This is a genomic window from Bradyrhizobium sp. LA2.1, assembly GCF_040547725.1.
Taxonomy (GTDB): Bacteria; Pseudomonadota; Alphaproteobacteria; order Rhizobiales; family Xanthobacteraceae; genus Bradyrhizobium; species Bradyrhizobium barranii.
Genome location: NZ_JBEPQI010000002.1, coordinates 270,140 through 287,818 on the forward strand (window position 1 = coordinate 270,140; position 17,679 = coordinate 287,818).

Genomic DNA, 17,679 nt, shown 5'->3' on the forward strand with positions numbered 1-17,679 from the left:
CGCTCTCATCGCCGGTGCTCAATTGTCGCACCTTCGGTGTGAAGCATCTCACACGCACGCTTGCGTCAATGCTGCGATAGAGTACCTGTTGTGATTGAACGTGGTGAATTTAGTCGATTTGACACACCCGCCATCACATCAGCCTCAAATGAGCTGCACACGCCAGAACGGCATGTTGAAATAGCCTCCAATCGGCCGCTCGGCCGATGAGAGCTATGGAGACACTATGGCTGACAAACACGAACAGAGCATGGTTGGTACGTGGACCAAAGCCACGTCGGCTGCGTGTGCAGACAAGTACCCCGCCACTCTCACATTCTCGACCGGCACCTACCGCGGCATGCGCGGACCAGGGCAGGGCATGGTGTGGTGGGACGCGGGAATCTACCGTCTCGAAGATTCCAACACACTCGTCGTCGGGACGGCGACTGATGAACTTGTGACCTATCGCATTTCACTCAAGGCCGACCGATTTGAGTTTACGGATTCAGAGGGCTGTGTCGTGACCTATCGGCGCGCGTAGGACTGCGCACGCCACAGCTGACCGAAATAACGCGGCTGTACCCGCGAACGAGCCCGATGCTCACGTCGATCGTCTCACCCTTTCAACGAGGAGAAGACGACATGTGCAATTGCTCAGAGCATGAATCGAGTGGCAGCCTTTCCAAGATGACCGCGGCATCGGTCGAGCCCGCGATGAAGCCGCAAGTCCCCCTGTCGCGCCAAATCAGCTTCAGCGACGAGGAGTCCGGCGATCAGCCGGCCTCGACCGATCTGCAGCCGTTTCCGCCGTTCAGGCTGTGCAGGCTCGACTTCCGCGAAGGCTGCTACCAGATCAACTTCAGGCCGACCGCGGGCTTCGTGACCTTTGAAGGCACGCTGCGCGTCGATCGCTCGGCACCCGACGGCGGCGCCGACCATCTGATCGTCAGCGGCGATCTCTACTCGCGCCGGCCGGTGATCGGTCCGATCCCGCCGGTGGGGCCCGTGGTGCCGGTGGGCGACGCGGACGAAGATGAAGCGGCGGCGGGCTCGGGATTGACGAGCCTGGCCGGTTCGCTCAGTGCGCTCGATGACCCCCTGATTCCGTTTCCGATCCGCAGGCCGCGGATCCCCATCTTCCCCCGCGCGCGCTATCATTCCTATCTCAGGGTGACCAGCGTGTCTGCGCCTGTCGCGGTCCCGCCGCCGAAGAAGTGCGAGCTGACGATCACAGCCGAGCAGTTCAATTACACGCAGCCGCCGGCCGGCCAGTTCAAAGGCACGTTCCCGGCTTCGCCGTCGCGCACCGTGACGATGAAGCTTTCAAAGGTGCCGGCGCCGTTTCCGTTCTCCCTGACCGGCGGCCCGTTCTACCAGGGCCGGCTGTTCGAGGGCGGCGTGGACAAGGGCAGCATCACGCTCGCCTGGGTGTCGAAGTTCTTCCGCCGCGCCACGCTGGAGATCGACACGCTGGTCGGAGCCGTCCGGCCCGCGCCGGTGCCTGACGGTGCCGGTGGCACCGAGTTCTTCGACACGGTCTTTGCGAAGACCGGCTGGCAGCTGTCGGTGGTGCAGGACCAGCTCAACGTTCCGGTGCCATCAGGCGTGGTGGCGACCAATTGCTGGAGCTCAGCGGATCTGCATGCGCTGATGACGACCGTACGCAATCCCGCGACCAATCTGGACACCGAATGGCGCGTGCACATGATCGTGGTGCCCGCCAAGCTCGGCTGCTCGCGCGGCATCATGTACGACCAGATCGGCGTACCTCGCGAAGGCTGCGCCAGCTTCTCCGATGACGGCTATCCCGTCTCGGACTCCTCGAACTTCGGTCTCGCCGCGAACAAGAAGCAACGCGACGTGCCGCGAGCGTTCCTGCGCAGCGCGACCCACGAGCTGACGCATACGCTGAACCAGATCCATCAGGAGCAGGAGACGGCGGCCGACAACTCGATCATGACCACGACGCCGAGTGTCGCGGACGTGCTCGGCGGTCCCGCGACCGGCGCACCCGGCGTGTTCCCGGATCAGATCGCGCTCGCGCACAACACCAACGTCCGTCATCACCTCAACCACATGCCCGATCCGGTCATTCGTCCGGGCGGATGGCCGTTCGCAAGCTGGTTCCCGACCGGTGCGCCGCAAGCCGCCGACCGGCACGACTTCGAACCTTCCGAGCTGGCGCTGACGGTCACGGCCACGACCGACCGCGTCGCGCTCGGCCAGCCGCTGGATCTGACCTGGACCATGACGAACACCAGCGGCGTGTCGCTGCGCGCGCCGAACGACGTCAGCACCGAGGCCCTGTTCGCATCGATCACCGTCACCGACGGCGAGGGGCACGAGCGTCCGGTCAGGCCGTTCGTGATCCTGTGCGAGCACGCGAAGCTGGGCGAGCTTGAGCCCGGCAAGAGCGTCACGGCGTCAGCGAAGGTGTTCTGGAGCACGGCGGGCTTCGCCTTCGAGAAACCGGGCCGCTACCGCGTCGACGTCGCGGTGTCGTGGTCGGCGCAGGGCGTGATGGTTGGCGTGCAGTCGGGCATCGACGTGTTCGTCGACTATCCGACCAGCGCGAGCGACAACCATTCGGCCAATCTCGTGCTGCATCCCGAGGTCGGCAAATGGGTGGCGCTCGGCGGCGATGCCTATCACCTCGGTGAAGCGTGCCGGCGGTTGCAGGCGCTCAGCCAGACCGCAGTGCCGTCAGGCGCGCGCGCCGCAACGGCTGCGGCCGGCGACGATACGACCGCGCCGCGCGCGATCGACGGTTTTGCCGACATGCTGCCCGATCGCGCCAAGCTCGCCAGGTTGCGTCCCGAACTGTCCACTGAGACCGGCGGCCGTACGCCACGCGGACCGGCGCGAGCAGCCGCCCCAGGCCGCAAACGCGCGGCGAAGGCAAAGGGGCGCACGGGGCGAAAGCGGTAACGGTTTCGCCAGAGCCCGGTGAAGACCATCGGTGTCATGGGCGAGCGCACCTGCGACCGTGTCGTCGCAGGTGCGCCGTCACGTCCACCGACGGCACGTGAATAGGGCGGTGTCCGACGTGGCCAGCAAGCGTGATTGCAGCGGTCATCCTGCGGATGATGCGAAAGCGCGACTCTTTGGCCACGGGAAAGGAAAACGAAAACGTGAAAAGGGTATCGCTGCAACGAAACGGTGGCGGCCGGCCGCATGATTGATCAAGTCTCGGCAGACAGAGCGCCGGATATGATCTCAGGTGATGACCCCATGGACTCGCATCCCCATATTCCAGCGCCAGTCGCAATTTGGCTTGAACGATGGCGTCTGGTTCCGGACGGGGCACTGCTGACCACCCATTCCAGCTGGGTCCTGCCGGTCCGGCATGAGGGCCGGCCTGCAATGCTCAAGGTTGCCCGTATTCCCGCTGAGGGGGCGGGCTATCGTCTTCTGACCTGGTGGGACGGTCAGGGCGCAGCCAGGGTCTTTGCCTCGAGTGCGGACGCTCTGCTGATGGAACGGGCCTCGGGAGCCGGTGATCTCGCGCAGATGGCCTGGTCGGGCCGGGACGAGGAGGCATGCCGGATCCTCTGCGACACGGCGGCGCGGCTGCACGCGAAGCGGTCCGGCCCGCTTCCCGACCTGCACCCGCTGGAAGACTGGTTTCAGCCGCTCTTCCAGCTCGCCCCGGACCACGCGGCACTCGCGCCCGCCGCCGACATCGCCCGCCAACTCCTGGCCGCGCCACGCGCCATCGGTCCGCTGCACGGCGACCTGCACCACGAGAATGTGCTCGACTTCGGTGAGCGGGGATGGCTGGCGATCGACCCGCATGGGCTCGTCGGCGAACGAACATTCGACTATGCTAACATCTTCACGAACCCCGACCTCAGCGATCCCGGCCGTCCGCTTGCGACCCTGCCGGGTCGACTGGAGGCCCGGCTGGATATCGTGGTCGCCGTGACGGGACTTCAGCCCGAGCGGCTGCTTCGCTGGATCGTTGCGTGGACGGGGTTGTCGGCAGCCTGGTTCATGGCGACGGCGACGAGCAGGGCGCCGCCATCGACCTGACCATCAATACAACAGCTCGCCGCTTGCTCGCTTAGCCTCGGCGCGCGAGTGCTCGCTCATGACGCGGACCCGCGCGAGCGGCCGCGCCAAGACGCAAACGCGTGCGCCGTCATCTACACAGACGAATGACAGCAGTGTGAAATTCTCCATCGCTGCCGCGCTGTTTCATCTGCGCTCAGTTTCAGCATGATGTGATCTCGCTTTAAGCGTGTATTGTTGTAGGCTATCGCGCAGGGGCTGGCTCGCGTCCAATATCGGTTGTTCGAAGCTCCCGACCGTCGATCTACGACCAGCAGGGAGCAAATCATGGCCTGGCCTACGCTTGCCGAACTCGTCTCGAACTTCGCGCCGATCCTTCATCTCGACAAGGACGAGGTCAATCTGCCCTCGTCGACCGACTGGTACATCGGCCAGGTCGGCTATCAGGCCGCTGGCGGCATCTATTCCGGTCCCGGTCAGTGGAATTGGGGGACGGCCGAGCAGAGCAGCCCCGACGACTATCTGGTTGCGCCGCAGGCGATATGGGCCTCGCTGATGAAGGGCTATATCCCCACCGCCACCAGCTATGTTCACGTCCTGCCTGTCGACGACCGCACCGACATGGTCGATCTCCAGTACTGGCTGTTCTATCCCTATAACGGGCAGGAGACCTTCGAGGTCACCGGCTGGACCGGCAGTACCGGTCAGGCGCTGATGCCGCTCTCGATCCATTGGGGCGACTGGGAATGCGTCACGGTGCGCGTCAATATCGACCAGCAGGTCGTCGGCGTGTTCTTCTCGCAGCATTCGGGCGGACAATGGTGCTCGCCGAACGACGGCTTCCTGTCGCTCAGCGGTACGCACCCGAACGTCTATGTCGCGAGCGGGTCGCATGCCAACTATCCGGCCGCGAGCAACAGCACCTACGAGATCGGCGGCGTCGATGTGTGGGACGTGCGCTTCGCGGTGGCCGACTACGCGCGCGGCGGCGGTCCGACCGTCAATCTGGTCACGCCCAACCCGCCGGTCGTGATCCAGAACGATGCGGAGGCGATCCTTCCCACGCCCGTCACCCCGCCACCCTGGCTCGCCTTCAGGGGACGCTGGGGACAGCCGATCGAGCCCACGCTGACCGACGCGGAGATAGGCTCATTGGTCGCCGCCGCCGCCAGCGGCATGCAACTGAACGTGCTGGTCGAGGACGCCGTGCAGTACGTGGCAGCCTCGACCACGCTGCAGGCCTGGCTCTCGGAAGTGATCCTGCCGATCGCGAAGGGCGATCTGACCGGCCCAACGGGACCATCGCAGAAGGGCTCCTGGGCCGTGACGCCGACGTTCCTGCCGTTCGGCACCGACGCGCCCTTCGCGACGAGCCTCCTTCCGGTGGCGCTGGCGGCGAGGCCGGGATCGCAGATCCTGTGCATCGGAACGGGTCCCTTGCCGCCGATGATGGTTGCGTGGAGCTTCAATCAGGGCAAATGGTCCAGTGCGTCGTCGCTGAAGGTGGGCACGCTCGCCGGACTGGCCGCCTGCGCGACGCCCTCGGGCGGACTGGCGCTGCTCGGTGTCGGCAAGAGCAGCCTTGTCGCCTTCACCTCCTCTGGTGGGTCCGAAGGGCCGTGGAGCGCAGCGGGGCTCTGGCCTGCACCGCCGGCCACGACCGGGGCCAGCATCGGCCAGTTCAACGGCGCCTGGTATATTGCCTGGGGCGGCGCCGACGGAAGCATCCAGTATCTCAGCACGACCGACTGGGTGCACTTCGGGACTCCGCAGCGCGTGATGCTCCCAAGCGTCGACGGCCCGGTGCCTGCGACGGTCGCAGGCGGTGCATTGGTGGCGCCCGCGGTGGGAAACTGCGGGGGCGCGCTGGTGATCGTGGCGCCGATCGCGGGTCTCGAAAAGGGGATGCCGACGGTGCTCGGCGCCTATGTGTCGTCCGACGGATCGAACTGGACCGGCCCCAATCTGCTGCCGAGCATGTCGCTCTGTTCGGACACCAGCGGCGCGCTCGCCGGAGGGCCGAACGGGACGCTCTATTGCTTCTATGCCGACAGCAACAAGAAGGTGCGCTACTCGGTCACCAGCGATGGCGCGGACTGGAGCGATTCAGGCACCATCGCCGGCGCGTTCACCCAGCGGACGCCCAGCGTGGTCCCCTGGCAGGGCGGCTTTCTTGTCGTGCATCCCGGCAAGTCGTCACCGACGGTGTACTGGAACAGCGCGACCTTCGAGTAAAAGCGCGGCGGGATCACTGCACAGGCCCCCGGCGCAAACGCGGGATGTAGACGGCGCTGTCCCATGATACGCCGACTACATCGTCGCCTCCGGAGTTCGTGTTCATGTCCGCCGCAACAGCCCCCAACCAACAGCCCGCGACCGCCACCGAGACCGACCCCGAAGCGCTCGGCTGGATGAAGGGCTTCCCGCCATCTCCCGACCGCACCATCACCTTCCAGAACGGCTCGTTCCGCAATTTCCCCGAGCTGCGCTGGGCCTGGAGCAATATCCGCCAGCTGGTGCCGACGGTGAATGTCTGGCGCGGGGCAGGGCCTGCGTCCGTGTTGCCGCGGGAAGACCACGACATCGGCGCGGTCGCCTCGACCACCATGGACGGCCGGCCCATGACGTTCGCGAAGATGCTGGAGGAGACTTATGCCGACGGCATCGCCGTGCTGCATCGGGGCAAGCTGATCCATGAGCGCTATTTCGGCGCGCTGAAGCCGCACAAGCCGCATATCGCGATGTCGGTGACGAAATCCTTCACCGGCGTGCTGGCCGGCATTCTGGTCACCGAGGGCAAGATCGATCCGCAGACACAGGTCACGGATTATGTGCCCGAGCTGAAGGCCAGCGCGTTCGGCGATGCGCGCGTGCACGAGGTTATGGATATGACCACGGGGCTCGAATACACTGAAGTCTATACCGACAAGAACTCCCACGTGTGGGGCTTGCGGCGTGCCAACGGCATGGCGCCGATTCCGCCTGACTATGACGGTGCGACCAATATCTTCGATTTCCTCGTCGCGCAGAAGAAGCAGGGCGAGCACGGCAAGGCCTTTGCCTACAAGACCGTCAACACCGACGTGCTCGCGTGGATCTGCCGGCGCGCCAGCGGCATGACATTGTCCGAGCTTCTCTCCGAGCGCATCTGGACGCCGATGGGAGCGGAGGAAGACGCGCATTATCACGTCGATCGCATCGGCACCGAGAGCGGCGGTGGCGGCCTCTCGACCACGTTGCGCGATCTCGCCCGCTTCGGCGAGACCATGCGCAATCATGGCCGCTTCAACGGCCGCCAGATCGTTCCGTCACAGGTAGTCGAGGACATCGCGCGCGGCGGCGATCCCGAGAAGTTCAAGCCGGCCGGCTACACCACGCTGCCCGGCGCGTCCTATCGCAACCAATGGTGGGTCACGCACAATGCCCACGGCGCCTATATGGCGCGGGGCGTTCACGGCCAGGGCATCTACGTCGATCCCAAAGCCGAGATGGTGATCGCGCGCTACGCATCGCACCCCGTCGCGGGCAACGCCGCCAACGACCCCATGACGCTGCCGGCCTATATGGCGCTGGCGAAGGAACTGATGGCCGGCGGGTAGGGCGTGGCGGGGGCTGATGGCGTAGGGTGGATTAGCCGAAGGCGTAATCCACCACCTGTCATCGAGCCGCGTTGAAGATGGCGGATTACGCTTCGCTAATCCGCCCTACGGGGCCGACGAATTCGCGACAACTTCCAAACCGCAAGATCGGTCGAGCAAATGATCGCCGTCAGCGGCTATCTGGAGGCGCCACGGAGGAGGGACGATGAAGGCGGCGCTGCAAAACTATCAGGACCGGATGCGGCGGGTGCTGGACCATATCGACCGGCATCTCGACAGCGATCTGGACCTGGAAACGCTGAGCAGTGTTGCGGCCTTCTCGAAATTTCATTTCCACCGGCAGTTTACGGCGACCTTCGGGTTGTCAGTGCATCGCTATGTCCAGCTGGCCCGTATGAAGCGCGCTTCCTACATGCTGGCCTACAGTGACGCCCTTGGTGTCACTGACATCGCGATGGACGCCGGTTACGATGCACCGGACGCCTTTGCCCGCGCCTTTCGGCAACGGTTTGGGCAATCGCCGTCGTCGTTCCGCAACTCTCCCGACTGGGAGCCGTGGCTTGTGGCCTTCGGGCCTCTCGACAACGCGAGGAGCAAGCTCATGAAGGCTTTTTCCACTGACGACGTGACGATACGCGATGTGCCCTCCACGAAGGTGGCGATCATGGAGCATCGGGGCGACCCGGCGACGCTCGGCGACACCATCCGGCGGTTCATCGCGTGGCGAAAGAAAGCCGGCCTGCACCCCAGGACAAGTCCGACCTTCAATGTCTGGCGGTCCGAACGCCGTCCTTCCTCGCCCGCCACTTACAGCACGGACCTCTGTGTCGGGACCGACCAGCCGATCGAGGCGAATGGCGAAGAGATCAAGGCCGGCGAGATCCCCGGCGGACGCTGCGCGGTGTTGCGTGTCGTCGGCTACACCGACAATCTGGAACCCGCCGCGCTCTACCTCTATCGCGACTGGCTTCCGGCCAGCGGCGAGGAAGCACGCGACTTCCCGATCTATTGCCAGCGGCTGAGCTTCTTCCCGGAGGTGCCGGAGCATGAGACGGTTGCGGACGTGTTCCTGCCTCTGAAATAGCGCCCTCCGACGGCGGACGAACTGGCATCAATCAATATCGCGCGCTCCACACAGCGGCACGGCCTCATTAATATAAGAGTTGACTTATATTAGTGAAGGCCGATACTCGCCATTGCGCGAAACGATACGGAGGGATGCAATGGAAATCGACGTCGCCAGGGTCTTGGGGCTTGTCACGCGTTCGGTGAAGAATTTCGAGAAGGATGGAAAAGCAGCCAGCACGGTGACGCTGACGCGGCTTTACGAGACCAGTGTCGACGATCTCTGGGACGCAGTGACCAGCCGGCAACGCATTCCGCGCTGGTTCCTGCCGGTCGAGGGAGACCTCCAGCTGGGCGGGAGGTACCAGCTGAAGGGGAACGCGGGCGGCACCATCACGGCATGTGCGCCGCCGACGCATTTTGCAGCGACGTGGGAATTCGGCGACGGGATGAGCTGGATCGACGTCAAGCTGGCGGCAGAACGGGATCAGGCGCGTCTGACGCTGGAGCACACCGCAATTATCGAGGACCATTGGAATCAGTTCGGTCCTGGTGCGGTGGGTATCGGTTGGGATCTCGCCATCGCGGGATTGGAGCGATATGTTGCGACCGGCGCATCGGTCGACCACGAGACGGCCGAGGCTTGGATGGGCTCTCCTGCCGGCAAGGAATTCATGACGACAAGCGGTGAATATTGGTGCGCGGCGCATGTCGCAAGCGGGGTCGATCCTGACACGGCGAAGCAGCGCTCCGACCGCACCATCGCCTTCTACCGCGGCGAGATGCCGCCTGACGTCGCACATCCGGGCACAGGAAGCTGATGCACGTCTTCGAGGTCCTCGCCGATCCCGTGCGCCGTCGTATCCTTGAGCTGCTCGCCCCGGGGGAGATGGCGTCCGGTGAGGTCGTTGAAGCGATCGGGGCCGAGTTCGGGATCACGCAGGCGGCCGTGTCGCAGCATCTCAAGGTGCTGCGCGAGAGCGGCTTTGCGACGGTTCGGGCGGAGGCGCAAAGACGGCTCTATTCGGTCGACGGTGCGGGGCTTCGGTCGGTGGATGCGTGGATCGGTCAGTTCAGGAACTTCTGGGAGCCGAAGCTGGACGCGCTGGCGACGGAGATCGCGCGCGGCAAACGGGAGCGCCGTCACGCGCCGATGACCAAACGGAGCGGGAAGAGGGCGTGAGCTCCACGATGTAGAATGGGTAGAGCGAAACGAAACCCATCAATACCGCGCGTTGAACCCGATGGGTTTCGCTGCGCTCTCCCCATTCCACGCGCTCATCTTCCCAGCGCCATCGCGATGCGCGAGGCCAGAAGCTTGACCATGAGACCGGGCGGATAGCTTCGATAGCTCGGCACATCGTCCGACAGCACGACGCCTTCCGGTTTGAACTTCGTGCAGATCCGGGCCTGCAGGGTAGGGAGCTCGCCGTGAAATCGCGCCCGGTAGGCCGAGACCCAATGCGGACCGCGATCGAAACTGACGAACATCGCCGAGTTGCAGCAGGTCGCGACAACCCTGTTGGTCGGCGAAATGTCCTTGAGCTTATGAGACTTCAGGAGCTCGGCTCCCTTGGAGCATTCGAAGCGGTCCTTGCGATAAAGCACATAGGCCGTCCCGCCGCCGGGATCGCGGACGGCAGGCGCATTCGGCAGAGCCTCGAGCTGCGCCGCACCCTTCTGGCAGTCGTCGCAATAGCAGGTGGCGCTGACAATCGGCTTGCCGAGCGCTTTGACTTCGACGCTGCCGCAGGCGCACGACGCGATCATGACGGGGGAGTGGGTCATCTGCCTGCAATCACCATGGGGTTGTTCTCGCCGTTGCGGAACTCTGGCGTTACGCGGAAGCCGGTACGCGCAGGTTCCTCGCATCATACGGCAAAGCACGCAAGCGAAAGCGGTGACACCGCTTTGCTGCGGTGTCTCCCTCACCCCCGCGACATCTTCTCGAACTGCTTGATCAACCGTTCCGCGCTTTCGATATCAGCGCGTTTTCGTCCCGCGCGTTCGCTTGTCATCAACGTGAACGCGCGTTTTGCCGGCGGCGACCGGGCGGCCCTTCACGTGATCGATGAAGGCTCTCAGTTTCGGCATCGTTTGATGGCGGCTCGGATAGTAGAGAAACACGCCCGGCGCCATTGGCGCGAAAGACTTCAGGACCTGTACGAGCTTTCCCGTCTTCACCAGGCTGGTGGCGATCGGCGCGGGCACTTGCGCAAGTCCCATGCCTTCCACGGCGGCGCCAAGCATGGTGGGAAAGTCGTGGGCAATCAACGGCCCCGAGACGATCGCTTCGACTGTCTTGTTGCCATCGACAAGAGACCAGGGCGCGATCGATCCGTTGCTGCGGCGAATGCGCAGGCATGCGTGCTGACGCAGGTCGTCGATACGCTCGGGCCGCCCGTGCCGGCGTAGATAGTCGGGGCTGCCGACGACCATGAACGGGAAAGGGGGCGTCAGCCGCACCGCGACCATGTCGGTGGCGATGAACTGGCCCATCCGGACGCCGGCATCAAACCCCTTGGCCGCGAGGTCGACCAATTCCTCGCCGGCGGCGATCTCCACCTCGACCTCGGGATAGGCCTGGCAGAAGGATGCGATCAGCGGCTCCAGCAGGATCGGTACCACCGCGCGCGGCACCGTGAGGCGCAACAGTCCAGTCGGACGCTGCCCAAGATCGCGCGCAACCTCGCTTGCGGCGACGAGCTCCTCGAAAGCGGGCTTTGCGCGCGAGAGGAATTGCGCGCCGGCCTCGGTCAGGCCGACACTGCGTGTCGTGCGTATGAACAAGGCTGCGCCGACACGCGCCTCGAGCGCACGGACCGCCTGGCTGATGGCCGATGGCGTGACCCCGAGCTCCGCGGCTGCCCGGCGGAAACTGCGGTACTGGGCGACGCGCAGGAACGCTTCCACGCCATCGAGCGCGCCTTGTCTGACTGTGAAGTTCTGCTTCATAGCCCATCAACATTATCCCGAATAGTCGCTCGCGCCAATCGATCGTATGTCTCGCTCGCAGATCGGAAGCATCGCTGATGGCGGACATCTGCGACGTCAGCGCGATCTCAGAGAACCAAGGGGACCGCCGTGCTCCGGAAAACGAGACCGATGAAAGTCATCTGTAAATTTGTCGTCATGCTCACCCTAACCCTGATGGGAGCGACTTCCATGACCGATCCATCCGTTGCCCAAACACAAGCCATCTCACAAGCCATGTCGCCCACAACCACCGGGGTGATGGTCATCCTGACCGTGAAGGCGGGCGTCACGCGCGAGCAGGTGATGGCCGTCATGCCCGCTGAAATCCAGCAGACGGTGCAGCTCTATCTCAATGGGAAAATTCGCGAGTGGTATTCGCGTGGCGATGGGCGCGGAGCGATCTTCCTCGTCGATGCCGGGGATGTCGCCGGGGCGCAGGCGATCATGGAGGATCTCCCATTGGCCAGGCAAGATCTGATGGACCACGAGTATATCGCAATCGGTCCGCTTTTGCCGCTCCGCCTGCTCATGGCCAATCCCGAGCGTCGGCAATAAGGGCGAGACCCGGATGGAGGGCGGCCGATGACCACCGATGCTGCTCCCGCTGCGATCGTCCCGCCGCTTCGAGCCTGGCATGGCCTGCTTTGGCCCGTCCCATTCACGGCAGTATGGACCTGGTTGCTCTACGCGCTAGTCGCGATCTGATTGGAGGCCAAAATGACGACAGAAACGCTCTTCCGGATACATCTTGCCCTCGGTTATGTCGCGTGGCTGCTCTGCTTCGGCACGTATGTCTGGCCCTGGCTCAGGTCGATGGACGGGCGCGACGCGCACCGTGCCATCGCCACTCTGCACAGCTTCCGCTTCTTCGGGCTCGTCTTCATCCTTCCTGGCGTCGTGAGTCCGGACTTGCCGGCTGGATTCGCGGTGTTCGCCGCCTGGGGCGACTTCGCGACTGGCGTGCTGGCCATGCTGGCGCTTCTCACGGTGAGGATACGCACGCTCTTCTGGCTGTTCGTCGTCGCCTTCAATCTCGCTGGCACGGTCGATCTCGTCGTCGACTACTATGACGCCATCCAGGTCGGCCTTCCCGCGCATGCGGAGTGGCTTGGCTCAACCTACGCGATCCCGATCATCTACGTGCCGCTGCTGATGATCACGCACGTCTCCGCATTCTATTTTCTGGCACGCCCACGGCTCGGCGCCGATGCCGCGGCACTGGCCGGCGCGGGCTGAGACGGACCGCTAAAGTAGTAGTACCCTCCGACAGAGGCCTCGCCCTCCCTACCAATCGGCGGCTGCCTCGAGCAGCCGTTGGCGCATGAAGGCAACGCGCGGCCGTTTGCGTTCCGGTCGGCTTATGAACGGTGAGGATTGAGCCGATCAGGTTACGCAACGGCCGGGCTGCAGAAGCCTTGCGACTTCCGTGAGCGCGCTGACCACGGGCTCGCAGGCAAGTGTCGGCTTACGGCTCTGATTCCGCAGCAGCGTCGGCGGCTTGGTGGTGCGGGCCTGCGCAGACGGAATACGCAGCAGGACCGAGGTATCGGCGAGATCGTTCAAGCGCAGCGAAACCGTTTTCGTCGGAACTGCGAAAGGCTTGCGGTCGGCAAGATGATCTGCCTTGCCGGCGCGATTGACGATGTGGCTTGACTGTTCGGAGACCGCCTGCCAGCGGTTTACGAGGTCGTGACCTGAAGCGCACTGCACTGCACCGAGCGTCAACGCGGTCGCGACAGCGCCTAGAAGAGCTTTGCGAATCTGTGACATGGCTTCGCTCCTCGCCCCACGGCGATTGTCGTTCCCTACGCAGCGCCCCCTCGGCCCATCGCTTCCTGTGGTCGCTTTCTAATGGCCGGCGGTTTCACCATTCCTTCGTGAACGTCGGAAAATGGTTTCATCCCGGCAGGTTTTGTTTCGTCGCATTGAAGGAGGTCTTGGTTCCCGCCTGCGCACAGCGGTTACGTCCGCGTTGGGTCACAAGCCGACATCTGAGCAAAGACCACAAAGCGTCCGCCAGGGGCCCAAAAGCGGAAATGAACGCTGCTCAAGAACAGAATTGCCGATGGGGAGGTCGAAGGCTCAAAACGTTGCAACGCATCGGCGTCGTTGGGGTGGGTGACACCGATCTCATCTCTGTCTGATTTGCCGCTCCAAGCGCAGCGTATGCTCACGCAGGGAATCGTAAATCGGCGCATTACCCAGCAGCATGGGCAGCAGCATCGCCATGAAGCAAGCTCCCAGCATCGGCAGCAGCATCGTCACGTTACCGGTCATTTCAGCGACGAGAACGATGCCGGTCACCGGCGCGCGCACAACTCCGGTGAAGAGAGCGGCCATGCCCACCAAAGCAAATGCTTCCGGCTGGATAGAGATCGCCGGGAATGCAAGACGGCAAGCCGCCCCGAACAGCAACCCAGACTGGGCTCCCAGCACGAGCAAGGGGGCGAACAGGCCGCCGGGCGTGCCGGCAGCGTATGAGAGAGCGCCGAGCCCGAATCGGATCAGGAATGCGCCCCCCAGGATCCCGACACTCTCGTGGCCGATCAGCGCCCGCTGCGTGATCTGATCTCCGCCACCGACCAGTTCGGGCGCGAACCAGGCCAACATGCCGACGCTTGCGCCGATCAATCCGGCGCGTAGCTCGATCGGTAGCCCTCCAAATCGGTCGCGAACTGCGATGGTCGCGAGCAGGGTGCGATTGTATGCGACGGCCAGCAGGCCTGCGATGCCACCCAGAGTAAGGAACAGCGGGGCGGACTCAGCGCTGGGATAGCTCAGCGGCCCGATGTGAAAGTCGGGCGCGTCACCGAGAAGCAGCCTTGCGACCGGGATCGCCGTCGCCAGTGCTGCAAGGGCGGCGATGGCAACACGGTGTTCGAACCTCTGCACCAGTTCCTCCAGCACGAACACGAGCCCGGCAATCGGCGCATTGAAGGCCGTTGCAAGGCCGGCGCCGGCGCCGGCCGCCAGAAGCACTCGCGAGTCCGCCCAACACAACCGGCAGACGCGCGCAGCGAAAACCGCGATACCGGCGCCCATCTGGACGGTCGGCCCCTCACGGCCCAGCGCCAGCCCGGAGCCGATCGCCAGTATTCCGCCGAAGAATTTCACTGGCACCAGGCGAAACGGAGCCGGCGGGATCTCTTCGCGCAGAACAGCTTCGACATGCGGAATGCCGCTGCCCGAAGCGTGTGGCGAGAATTGCCGCACCATCCACGCGGCAACCAGGGTCGCGACAGCGCACGCGCCGACGACAGTCAAGAACCCCCAGATTGCGTGGCCATGGGCCCAGGCGATCATCGCATCGCGCAGACGATCGGCATGCGCGAGCAAAAGCCGGAAGATCGCCCCAACACATCCAGTCGCCGCTCCTATGATGAGAGCCATCGCCGCGAGCCCCAACAGGCTGCGACGTTCGTCTGCGACTTGCCGGTCGTCGTCAGGGTTATGGTCCACGGCTGGATCCCGAGGCCTTCGGAAGGGATAATCTTTGCCAAAATCACTGGCGAATGTCCCGGAAAAGAATGCTTCCAACTTGACCGAACAACTGCCTCTCGGACCGATATGCTAGGGACCTCACCGCAGCCCTCTGAGCAGAGGTCAGCCACGGGCCAAAAACAGACAACTGAAACAGCCGCGACCTGATCAGCCGCAGATGCGCACGCGGCGCTCGCGCCAGCCATGCCCGTCCCAGAAGCGCTGGGTTATCCAGTGGCAGGGCGGGATCGGCTCTCCAACCGGGGCATCGACATAGCCCGACCAGTACGGATAGCCGCCGGGTCCAGGATAAGTGCGCGGATACGGATTGCCGCCGGGGCCGTAATCATAGCGCGGACCGGCATAAGCGGGCGAGGCTGCTGAAACGACCAAAGTCGCGACGGCAGCGAGAGCCAACAACGTCTTCCTCATGGTGATACCTTTCCAACGCTGCGAAGGCTGCAAGACGATCGCCGAGCAATGCAGCGTCAGCGTCGACAAGCTGAAATGTCAAGGAGAGTGATCTCAGCAAGGCTATTGTCTGGCGACCTCCTCGGATGTCGCCTTCGGGTCAAAATGCGAAGAACACAGAGTGAGCAAAGTCAGTCCGCTCTACCCCACCAAGCGGACCTCAATGAAAGGTGTCGTCACTTCGCTGATGGGCCAAAAGGCGACGTTGGCTCCCGCCGGGCAAGCACTCGATGCGCGACGGCGAGCCGCTCGTGAAAGCCGACCCGCCGTATGCCGCTTGATGCAGCCCGTCAGCCAATGGCTTCACGGGACGTCGCGATATTACCCACCGCTCCCCTTGATATTCGGCAGGTTTTTCATGTCGAGCATCGGGACCGGGTTTTCCGGGCGCTGCAGATCCGGTCTCCAATCGTTCGAGGCTCCGCCCGGCTTACGCTTGATGCTTGGATAGTCGGCAATCGATTTGTTGAATTCCATTACGATCGGGAAGATTAGTGCCAAGACCCAGCCGTTGTCCTGTCCGGTGTACTTGCCCGGCGACTGCAATGGCATACGTGCCGACATCGCGCCGTTGAAAACCATGTCGTATTTCTCGAATGGGTCCATCGTCAGATTGTAGACCGAGCCAATCGCGCCGAGATTTTGCTCCGGACCGAGCCAAGTGTCCTTGGCCGTCCAGAGATACTTCCACGCGATGCTGAGATCGGGGTTGGTTGGATCACCGCCGACATCCGCCCGCGCTCCCATGAAGCTTTCGCCGTCGATGTAAATCCACGACCTTCGTGCCGAGTGCTTCGCGCGGCCGAGGATGTACTCGCTGTTGTCGATGCTGTCGAAGTAGATTGGCCTGCCATTATCGTCGGTCCATGCGCCGTGCGGCGGCGGGCTCAGGCCGACCATCTTGGCGAGCGTTGCCCAGCAGTCGATATGGGACATCATTTCATGGTAATTTGCACCGGCGGGAATATGTTCGGGCCACCACATTAACCCGGGTACGCGCCAGCCTCCTTCAAATGCTGAACCCTTTTCGCCGCGGAAAGGCGTGGTGCCCGCATCAGGATAAGCATCCTGCCACGCCCCGTTGTCTGCCGTCACGATCACAATCGTATTCGGCGCTTCGGCACGGATCGCGTCCATGACCCGGCCGATGTCGTCATCGAGTTCTATCACCGAGTCCGAGTAATCGCCCAACCGCGACTTCCCGGCGAATTTTGATGATGCGTTGGTCGGGTTGTGCATCTTCATGAAATTGACGTCCATGAAGAATGGCTTGGCGTCCTTGGCGTGCTTCTTGATGTAATCGATTGCGTAATCAGCCTGCCGGACGTCAAAGTTGGCGAGGTAATCGTACGTAATGTACTCGCCTCTCTTCGCCGGTTGTCCAGCAACTCCCTCCCACTCGTACATGTTTACGACATCAAAATAGGCTTTCGCGATCTCTGGGTTGTACGAGGGAAACCATGGATGAAACCACTTGGACGTATCGGCATAGGTGTAGACGCCCGGATAGTATGCGGCGAACGCCTTCATCTCGTCGAACCCGTGCTCGATCGGATAGGACTCCGGCTTATCACCGAGATGCCACTTGCCAGAAAAGTAGGTGGAGTAGCCGTTCTTTTGAAAAAATTCGGCTATGGTCGGCGTCTCCTTTTTGAGCGCATTCTCATCGCCCGGAGCGACCACGATGGAGAGCGCCGAACGGATCGGAATACGTCCGGTTATAAACGAGGCGCGGCCTGCCGTGCAGCTTGCTTGCCCGTACCAGTTCGTGAACGTCGCGCCTTCCTTAGCGATCCGGTCGATGTTTGGTGTTGGATGGCCGAGCGCGGCGCCACCCCCGCTATAGGCGCCGAAATCGTTCCATCCAGTGTCATCCGTCATTAGCATGACGACATTTGGCCGCTTCTGCTGCTGTGCGGTCGCTTGAGGTACCGCAACCAACATCGCGCCGAACAGTGCGAACATGCCGTGCGCAACACTCTTTCGGATACTCATGACTGTTTCCTCCGATTTCAAAGGTCGGTCACTTGTGCCAAACGAATGGATATGTCGCGGTCGTGCTTTTAGCTCTGCGCCACAGCGTGTTCAATGTGCG

Annotated in this window: 16 protein-coding genes; 10 read left to right on the plus strand and 6 right to left on the minus strand. The window is 63.3% G+C overall.

Features of this window, described 5'->3' with window-relative positions; all coding sequences use genetic code 11:
• Window positions 1-226 precede the first annotated feature (226 nt).
• The 8 genes from ABIB95_RS04160 to ABIB95_RS04195 all read left to right on the plus strand — a co-directional run bounded on the left by ABIB95_RS04160 (window position 227) and on the right by ABIB95_RS04195 (window position 9,840).
• Window positions 227-523, plus strand: coding sequence for a hypothetical protein (locus tag ABIB95_RS04160; protein WP_354237995.1), 297 nt, complete (start codon window positions 227-229; stop codon window positions 521-523).
• A 101-nt stretch (window positions 524-624) separates the two neighbouring features.
• The gene (locus tag ABIB95_RS04165; RefSeq protein WP_354237996.1) at window positions 625-2,910 is read left to right on the plus strand and encodes a COG1361 family protein; all 2,286 of its coding nucleotides are present in this window, start codon (window positions 625-627) and stop codon (window positions 2,908-2,910) included.
• A 303-nt stretch (window positions 2,911-3,213) separates the two neighbouring features.
• The gene (locus tag ABIB95_RS04170) at window positions 3,214-4,014 is read left to right on the plus strand and encodes an APH(6)-I family aminoglycoside O-phosphotransferase (protein ID WP_354237997.1); all 801 of its coding nucleotides are present in this window, start codon (window positions 3,214-3,216) and stop codon (window positions 4,012-4,014) included.
• A 306-nt stretch (window positions 4,015-4,320) separates the two neighbouring features.
• Entirely contained in the window at window positions 4,321-6,228 is a 1,908-nt protein-coding gene (locus tag ABIB95_RS04175) for a Vps62-related protein (protein ID WP_354237998.1), read from the plus strand.
• A 104-nt stretch (window positions 6,229-6,332) separates the two neighbouring features.
• Complete coding sequence (locus ABIB95_RS04180) at window positions 6,333-7,592, plus strand: serine hydrolase domain-containing protein (protein ID WP_354237999.1); 1,260 nt, start codon at window positions 6,333-6,335, stop codon at window positions 7,590-7,592.
• Window positions 7,593-7,797: 205 nt separating this feature from the next.
• Window positions 7,798-8,676: an AraC family transcriptional regulator gene (locus ABIB95_RS04185; RefSeq protein WP_354238000.1), complete on the plus strand. Its 879-nt coding sequence runs from the start codon at window positions 7,798-7,800 to the stop codon at window positions 8,674-8,676.
• Between the two features lie 139 nt (window positions 8,677-8,815).
• The gene (locus tag ABIB95_RS04190; protein ID WP_354238001.1) at window positions 8,816-9,478 is read left to right on the plus strand and encodes an SRPBCC family protein; all 663 of its coding nucleotides are present in this window, start codon (window positions 8,816-8,818) and stop codon (window positions 9,476-9,478) included.
• Window positions 9,478-9,840: an ArsR/SmtB family transcription factor gene (locus ABIB95_RS04195; protein WP_135214285.1), complete on the plus strand. Its 363-nt coding sequence runs from the start codon at window positions 9,478-9,480 to the stop codon at window positions 9,838-9,840. Before ABIB95_RS04190 ends, ABIB95_RS04195 begins: the two co-directional genes overlap by 1 nt.
• 95 nt (window positions 9,841-9,935) lie before the next feature.
• Here ABIB95_RS04195 and ABIB95_RS04200 read toward each other — a convergent pair whose 3' ends face one another.
• Both ABIB95_RS04200 and ABIB95_RS04205 read right to left on the minus strand, forming a co-directional pair.
• A complete protein-coding gene (locus tag ABIB95_RS04200; protein ID WP_354238002.1) occupies window positions 9,936-10,445 on the minus strand; it encodes a GFA family protein in 510 nt (169 codons plus the stop codon).
• A 195-nt stretch (window positions 10,446-10,640) separates the two neighbouring features.
• On the minus strand, window positions 10,641-11,612 hold the full coding sequence (locus tag ABIB95_RS04205) for a LysR family transcriptional regulator (protein ID WP_354238003.1): 972 nt from the start codon (window positions 11,610-11,612) through the stop codon (window positions 10,641-10,643).
• 210 nt (window positions 11,613-11,822) lie between these two features.
• Here ABIB95_RS04205 and ABIB95_RS04210 point away from each other — a divergent pair, with 210 nt between their 5' ends.
• Both ABIB95_RS04210 and ABIB95_RS04215 read left to right on the plus strand, forming a co-directional pair.
• Window positions 11,823-12,188, plus strand: coding sequence for a P-loop NTPase family protein (locus ABIB95_RS04210; RefSeq protein WP_354238004.1), 366 nt, complete (start codon window positions 11,823-11,825; stop codon window positions 12,186-12,188).
• 162 nt (window positions 12,189-12,350) lie between these two features.
• Window positions 12,351-12,869: a DUF8737 domain-containing protein gene (locus tag ABIB95_RS04215; protein WP_354238005.1), complete on the plus strand. Its 519-nt coding sequence runs from the start codon at window positions 12,351-12,353 to the stop codon at window positions 12,867-12,869.
• A gap of 147 nt (window positions 12,870-13,016) precedes the next feature.
• Here ABIB95_RS04215 and ABIB95_RS04220 read toward each other — a convergent pair whose 3' ends face one another.
• From ABIB95_RS04220 to ABIB95_RS04235, 4 genes are all read right to left on the minus strand, one after another.
• Window positions 13,017-13,403: a hypothetical protein gene (locus ABIB95_RS04220; protein WP_354238006.1), complete on the minus strand. Its 387-nt coding sequence runs from the start codon at window positions 13,401-13,403 to the stop codon at window positions 13,017-13,019.
• 360 nt (window positions 13,404-13,763) lie between these two features.
• Window positions 13,764-15,092, minus strand: a complete 1,329-nt coding sequence (gene clcA, locus ABIB95_RS04225) for a H(+)/Cl(-) exchange transporter ClcA (RefSeq protein WP_354238007.1) — start codon at window positions 15,090-15,092, stop codon at window positions 13,764-13,766.
• A gap of 189 nt (window positions 15,093-15,281) precedes the next feature.
• Window positions 15,282-15,545, minus strand: coding sequence for a hypothetical protein (locus tag ABIB95_RS04230; protein WP_028157629.1), 264 nt, complete (start codon window positions 15,543-15,545; stop codon window positions 15,282-15,284).
• A 360-nt stretch (window positions 15,546-15,905) separates the two neighbouring features.
• Entirely contained in the window at window positions 15,906-17,579 is a 1,674-nt protein-coding gene (locus ABIB95_RS04235) for an arylsulfatase (protein ID WP_354238008.1), read from the minus strand.
• Window positions 17,580-17,679 lie beyond the last annotated feature (100 nt).

Bases quoted from the DNA above. Each gene is read 5' to 3' on its own strand.
- ABIB95_RS04160 (WP_354237995.1), top strand. From the start codon at position 227: ATGGCTGACAAACACGAACAGAGCATGGTTGGTACGTGGACCAAAGCC.
- ABIB95_RS04165 (WP_354237996.1), top strand. From the start codon at position 625: ATGTGCAATTGCTCAGAGCATGAATCGAGTGGCAGCCTTTCCAAGATG.
- ABIB95_RS04170 (WP_354237997.1), top strand. From the start codon at position 3,214: ATGGACTCGCATCCCCATATTCCAGCGCCAGTCGCAATTTGGCTTGAA.
- ABIB95_RS04175 (WP_354237998.1), top strand. From the start codon at position 4,321: ATGGCCTGGCCTACGCTTGCCGAACTCGTCTCGAACTTCGCGCCGATC.
- ABIB95_RS04180 (WP_354237999.1), top strand. From the start codon at position 6,333: ATGTCCGCCGCAACAGCCCCCAACCAACAGCCCGCGACCGCCACCGAG.
- ABIB95_RS04185 (WP_354238000.1), top strand. From the start codon at position 7,798: ATGAAGGCGGCGCTGCAAAACTATCAGGACCGGATGCGGCGGGTGCTG.
- ABIB95_RS04190 (WP_354238001.1), top strand. From the start codon at position 8,816: ATGGAAATCGACGTCGCCAGGGTCTTGGGGCTTGTCACGCGTTCGGTG.
- ABIB95_RS04195 (WP_135214285.1), top strand. From the start codon at position 9,478: ATGCACGTCTTCGAGGTCCTCGCCGATCCCGTGCGCCGTCGTATCCTT.
- ABIB95_RS04200 (WP_354238002.1), bottom strand. From the start codon at position 10,445: ATGACCCACTCCCCCGTCATGATCGCGTCGTGCGCCTGCGGCAGCGTC.
- ABIB95_RS04205 (WP_354238003.1), bottom strand. From the start codon at position 11,612: ATGAAGCAGAACTTCACAGTCAGACAAGGCGCGCTCGATGGCGTGGAA.
- ABIB95_RS04210 (WP_354238004.1), top strand. From the start codon at position 11,823: ATGACCGATCCATCCGTTGCCCAAACACAAGCCATCTCACAAGCCATG.
- ABIB95_RS04215 (WP_354238005.1), top strand. From the start codon at position 12,351: ATGACGACAGAAACGCTCTTCCGGATACATCTTGCCCTCGGTTATGTC.
- ABIB95_RS04220 (WP_354238006.1), bottom strand. From the start codon at position 13,403: ATGTCACAGATTCGCAAAGCTCTTCTAGGCGCTGTCGCGACCGCGTTG.
- ABIB95_RS04230 (WP_028157629.1), bottom strand. From the start codon at position 15,545: ATGAGGAAGACGTTGTTGGCTCTCGCTGCCGTCGCGACTTTGGTCGTT.
- ABIB95_RS04235 (WP_354238008.1), bottom strand. From the start codon at position 17,579: ATGAGTATCCGAAAGAGTGTTGCGCACGGCATGTTCGCACTGTTCGGC.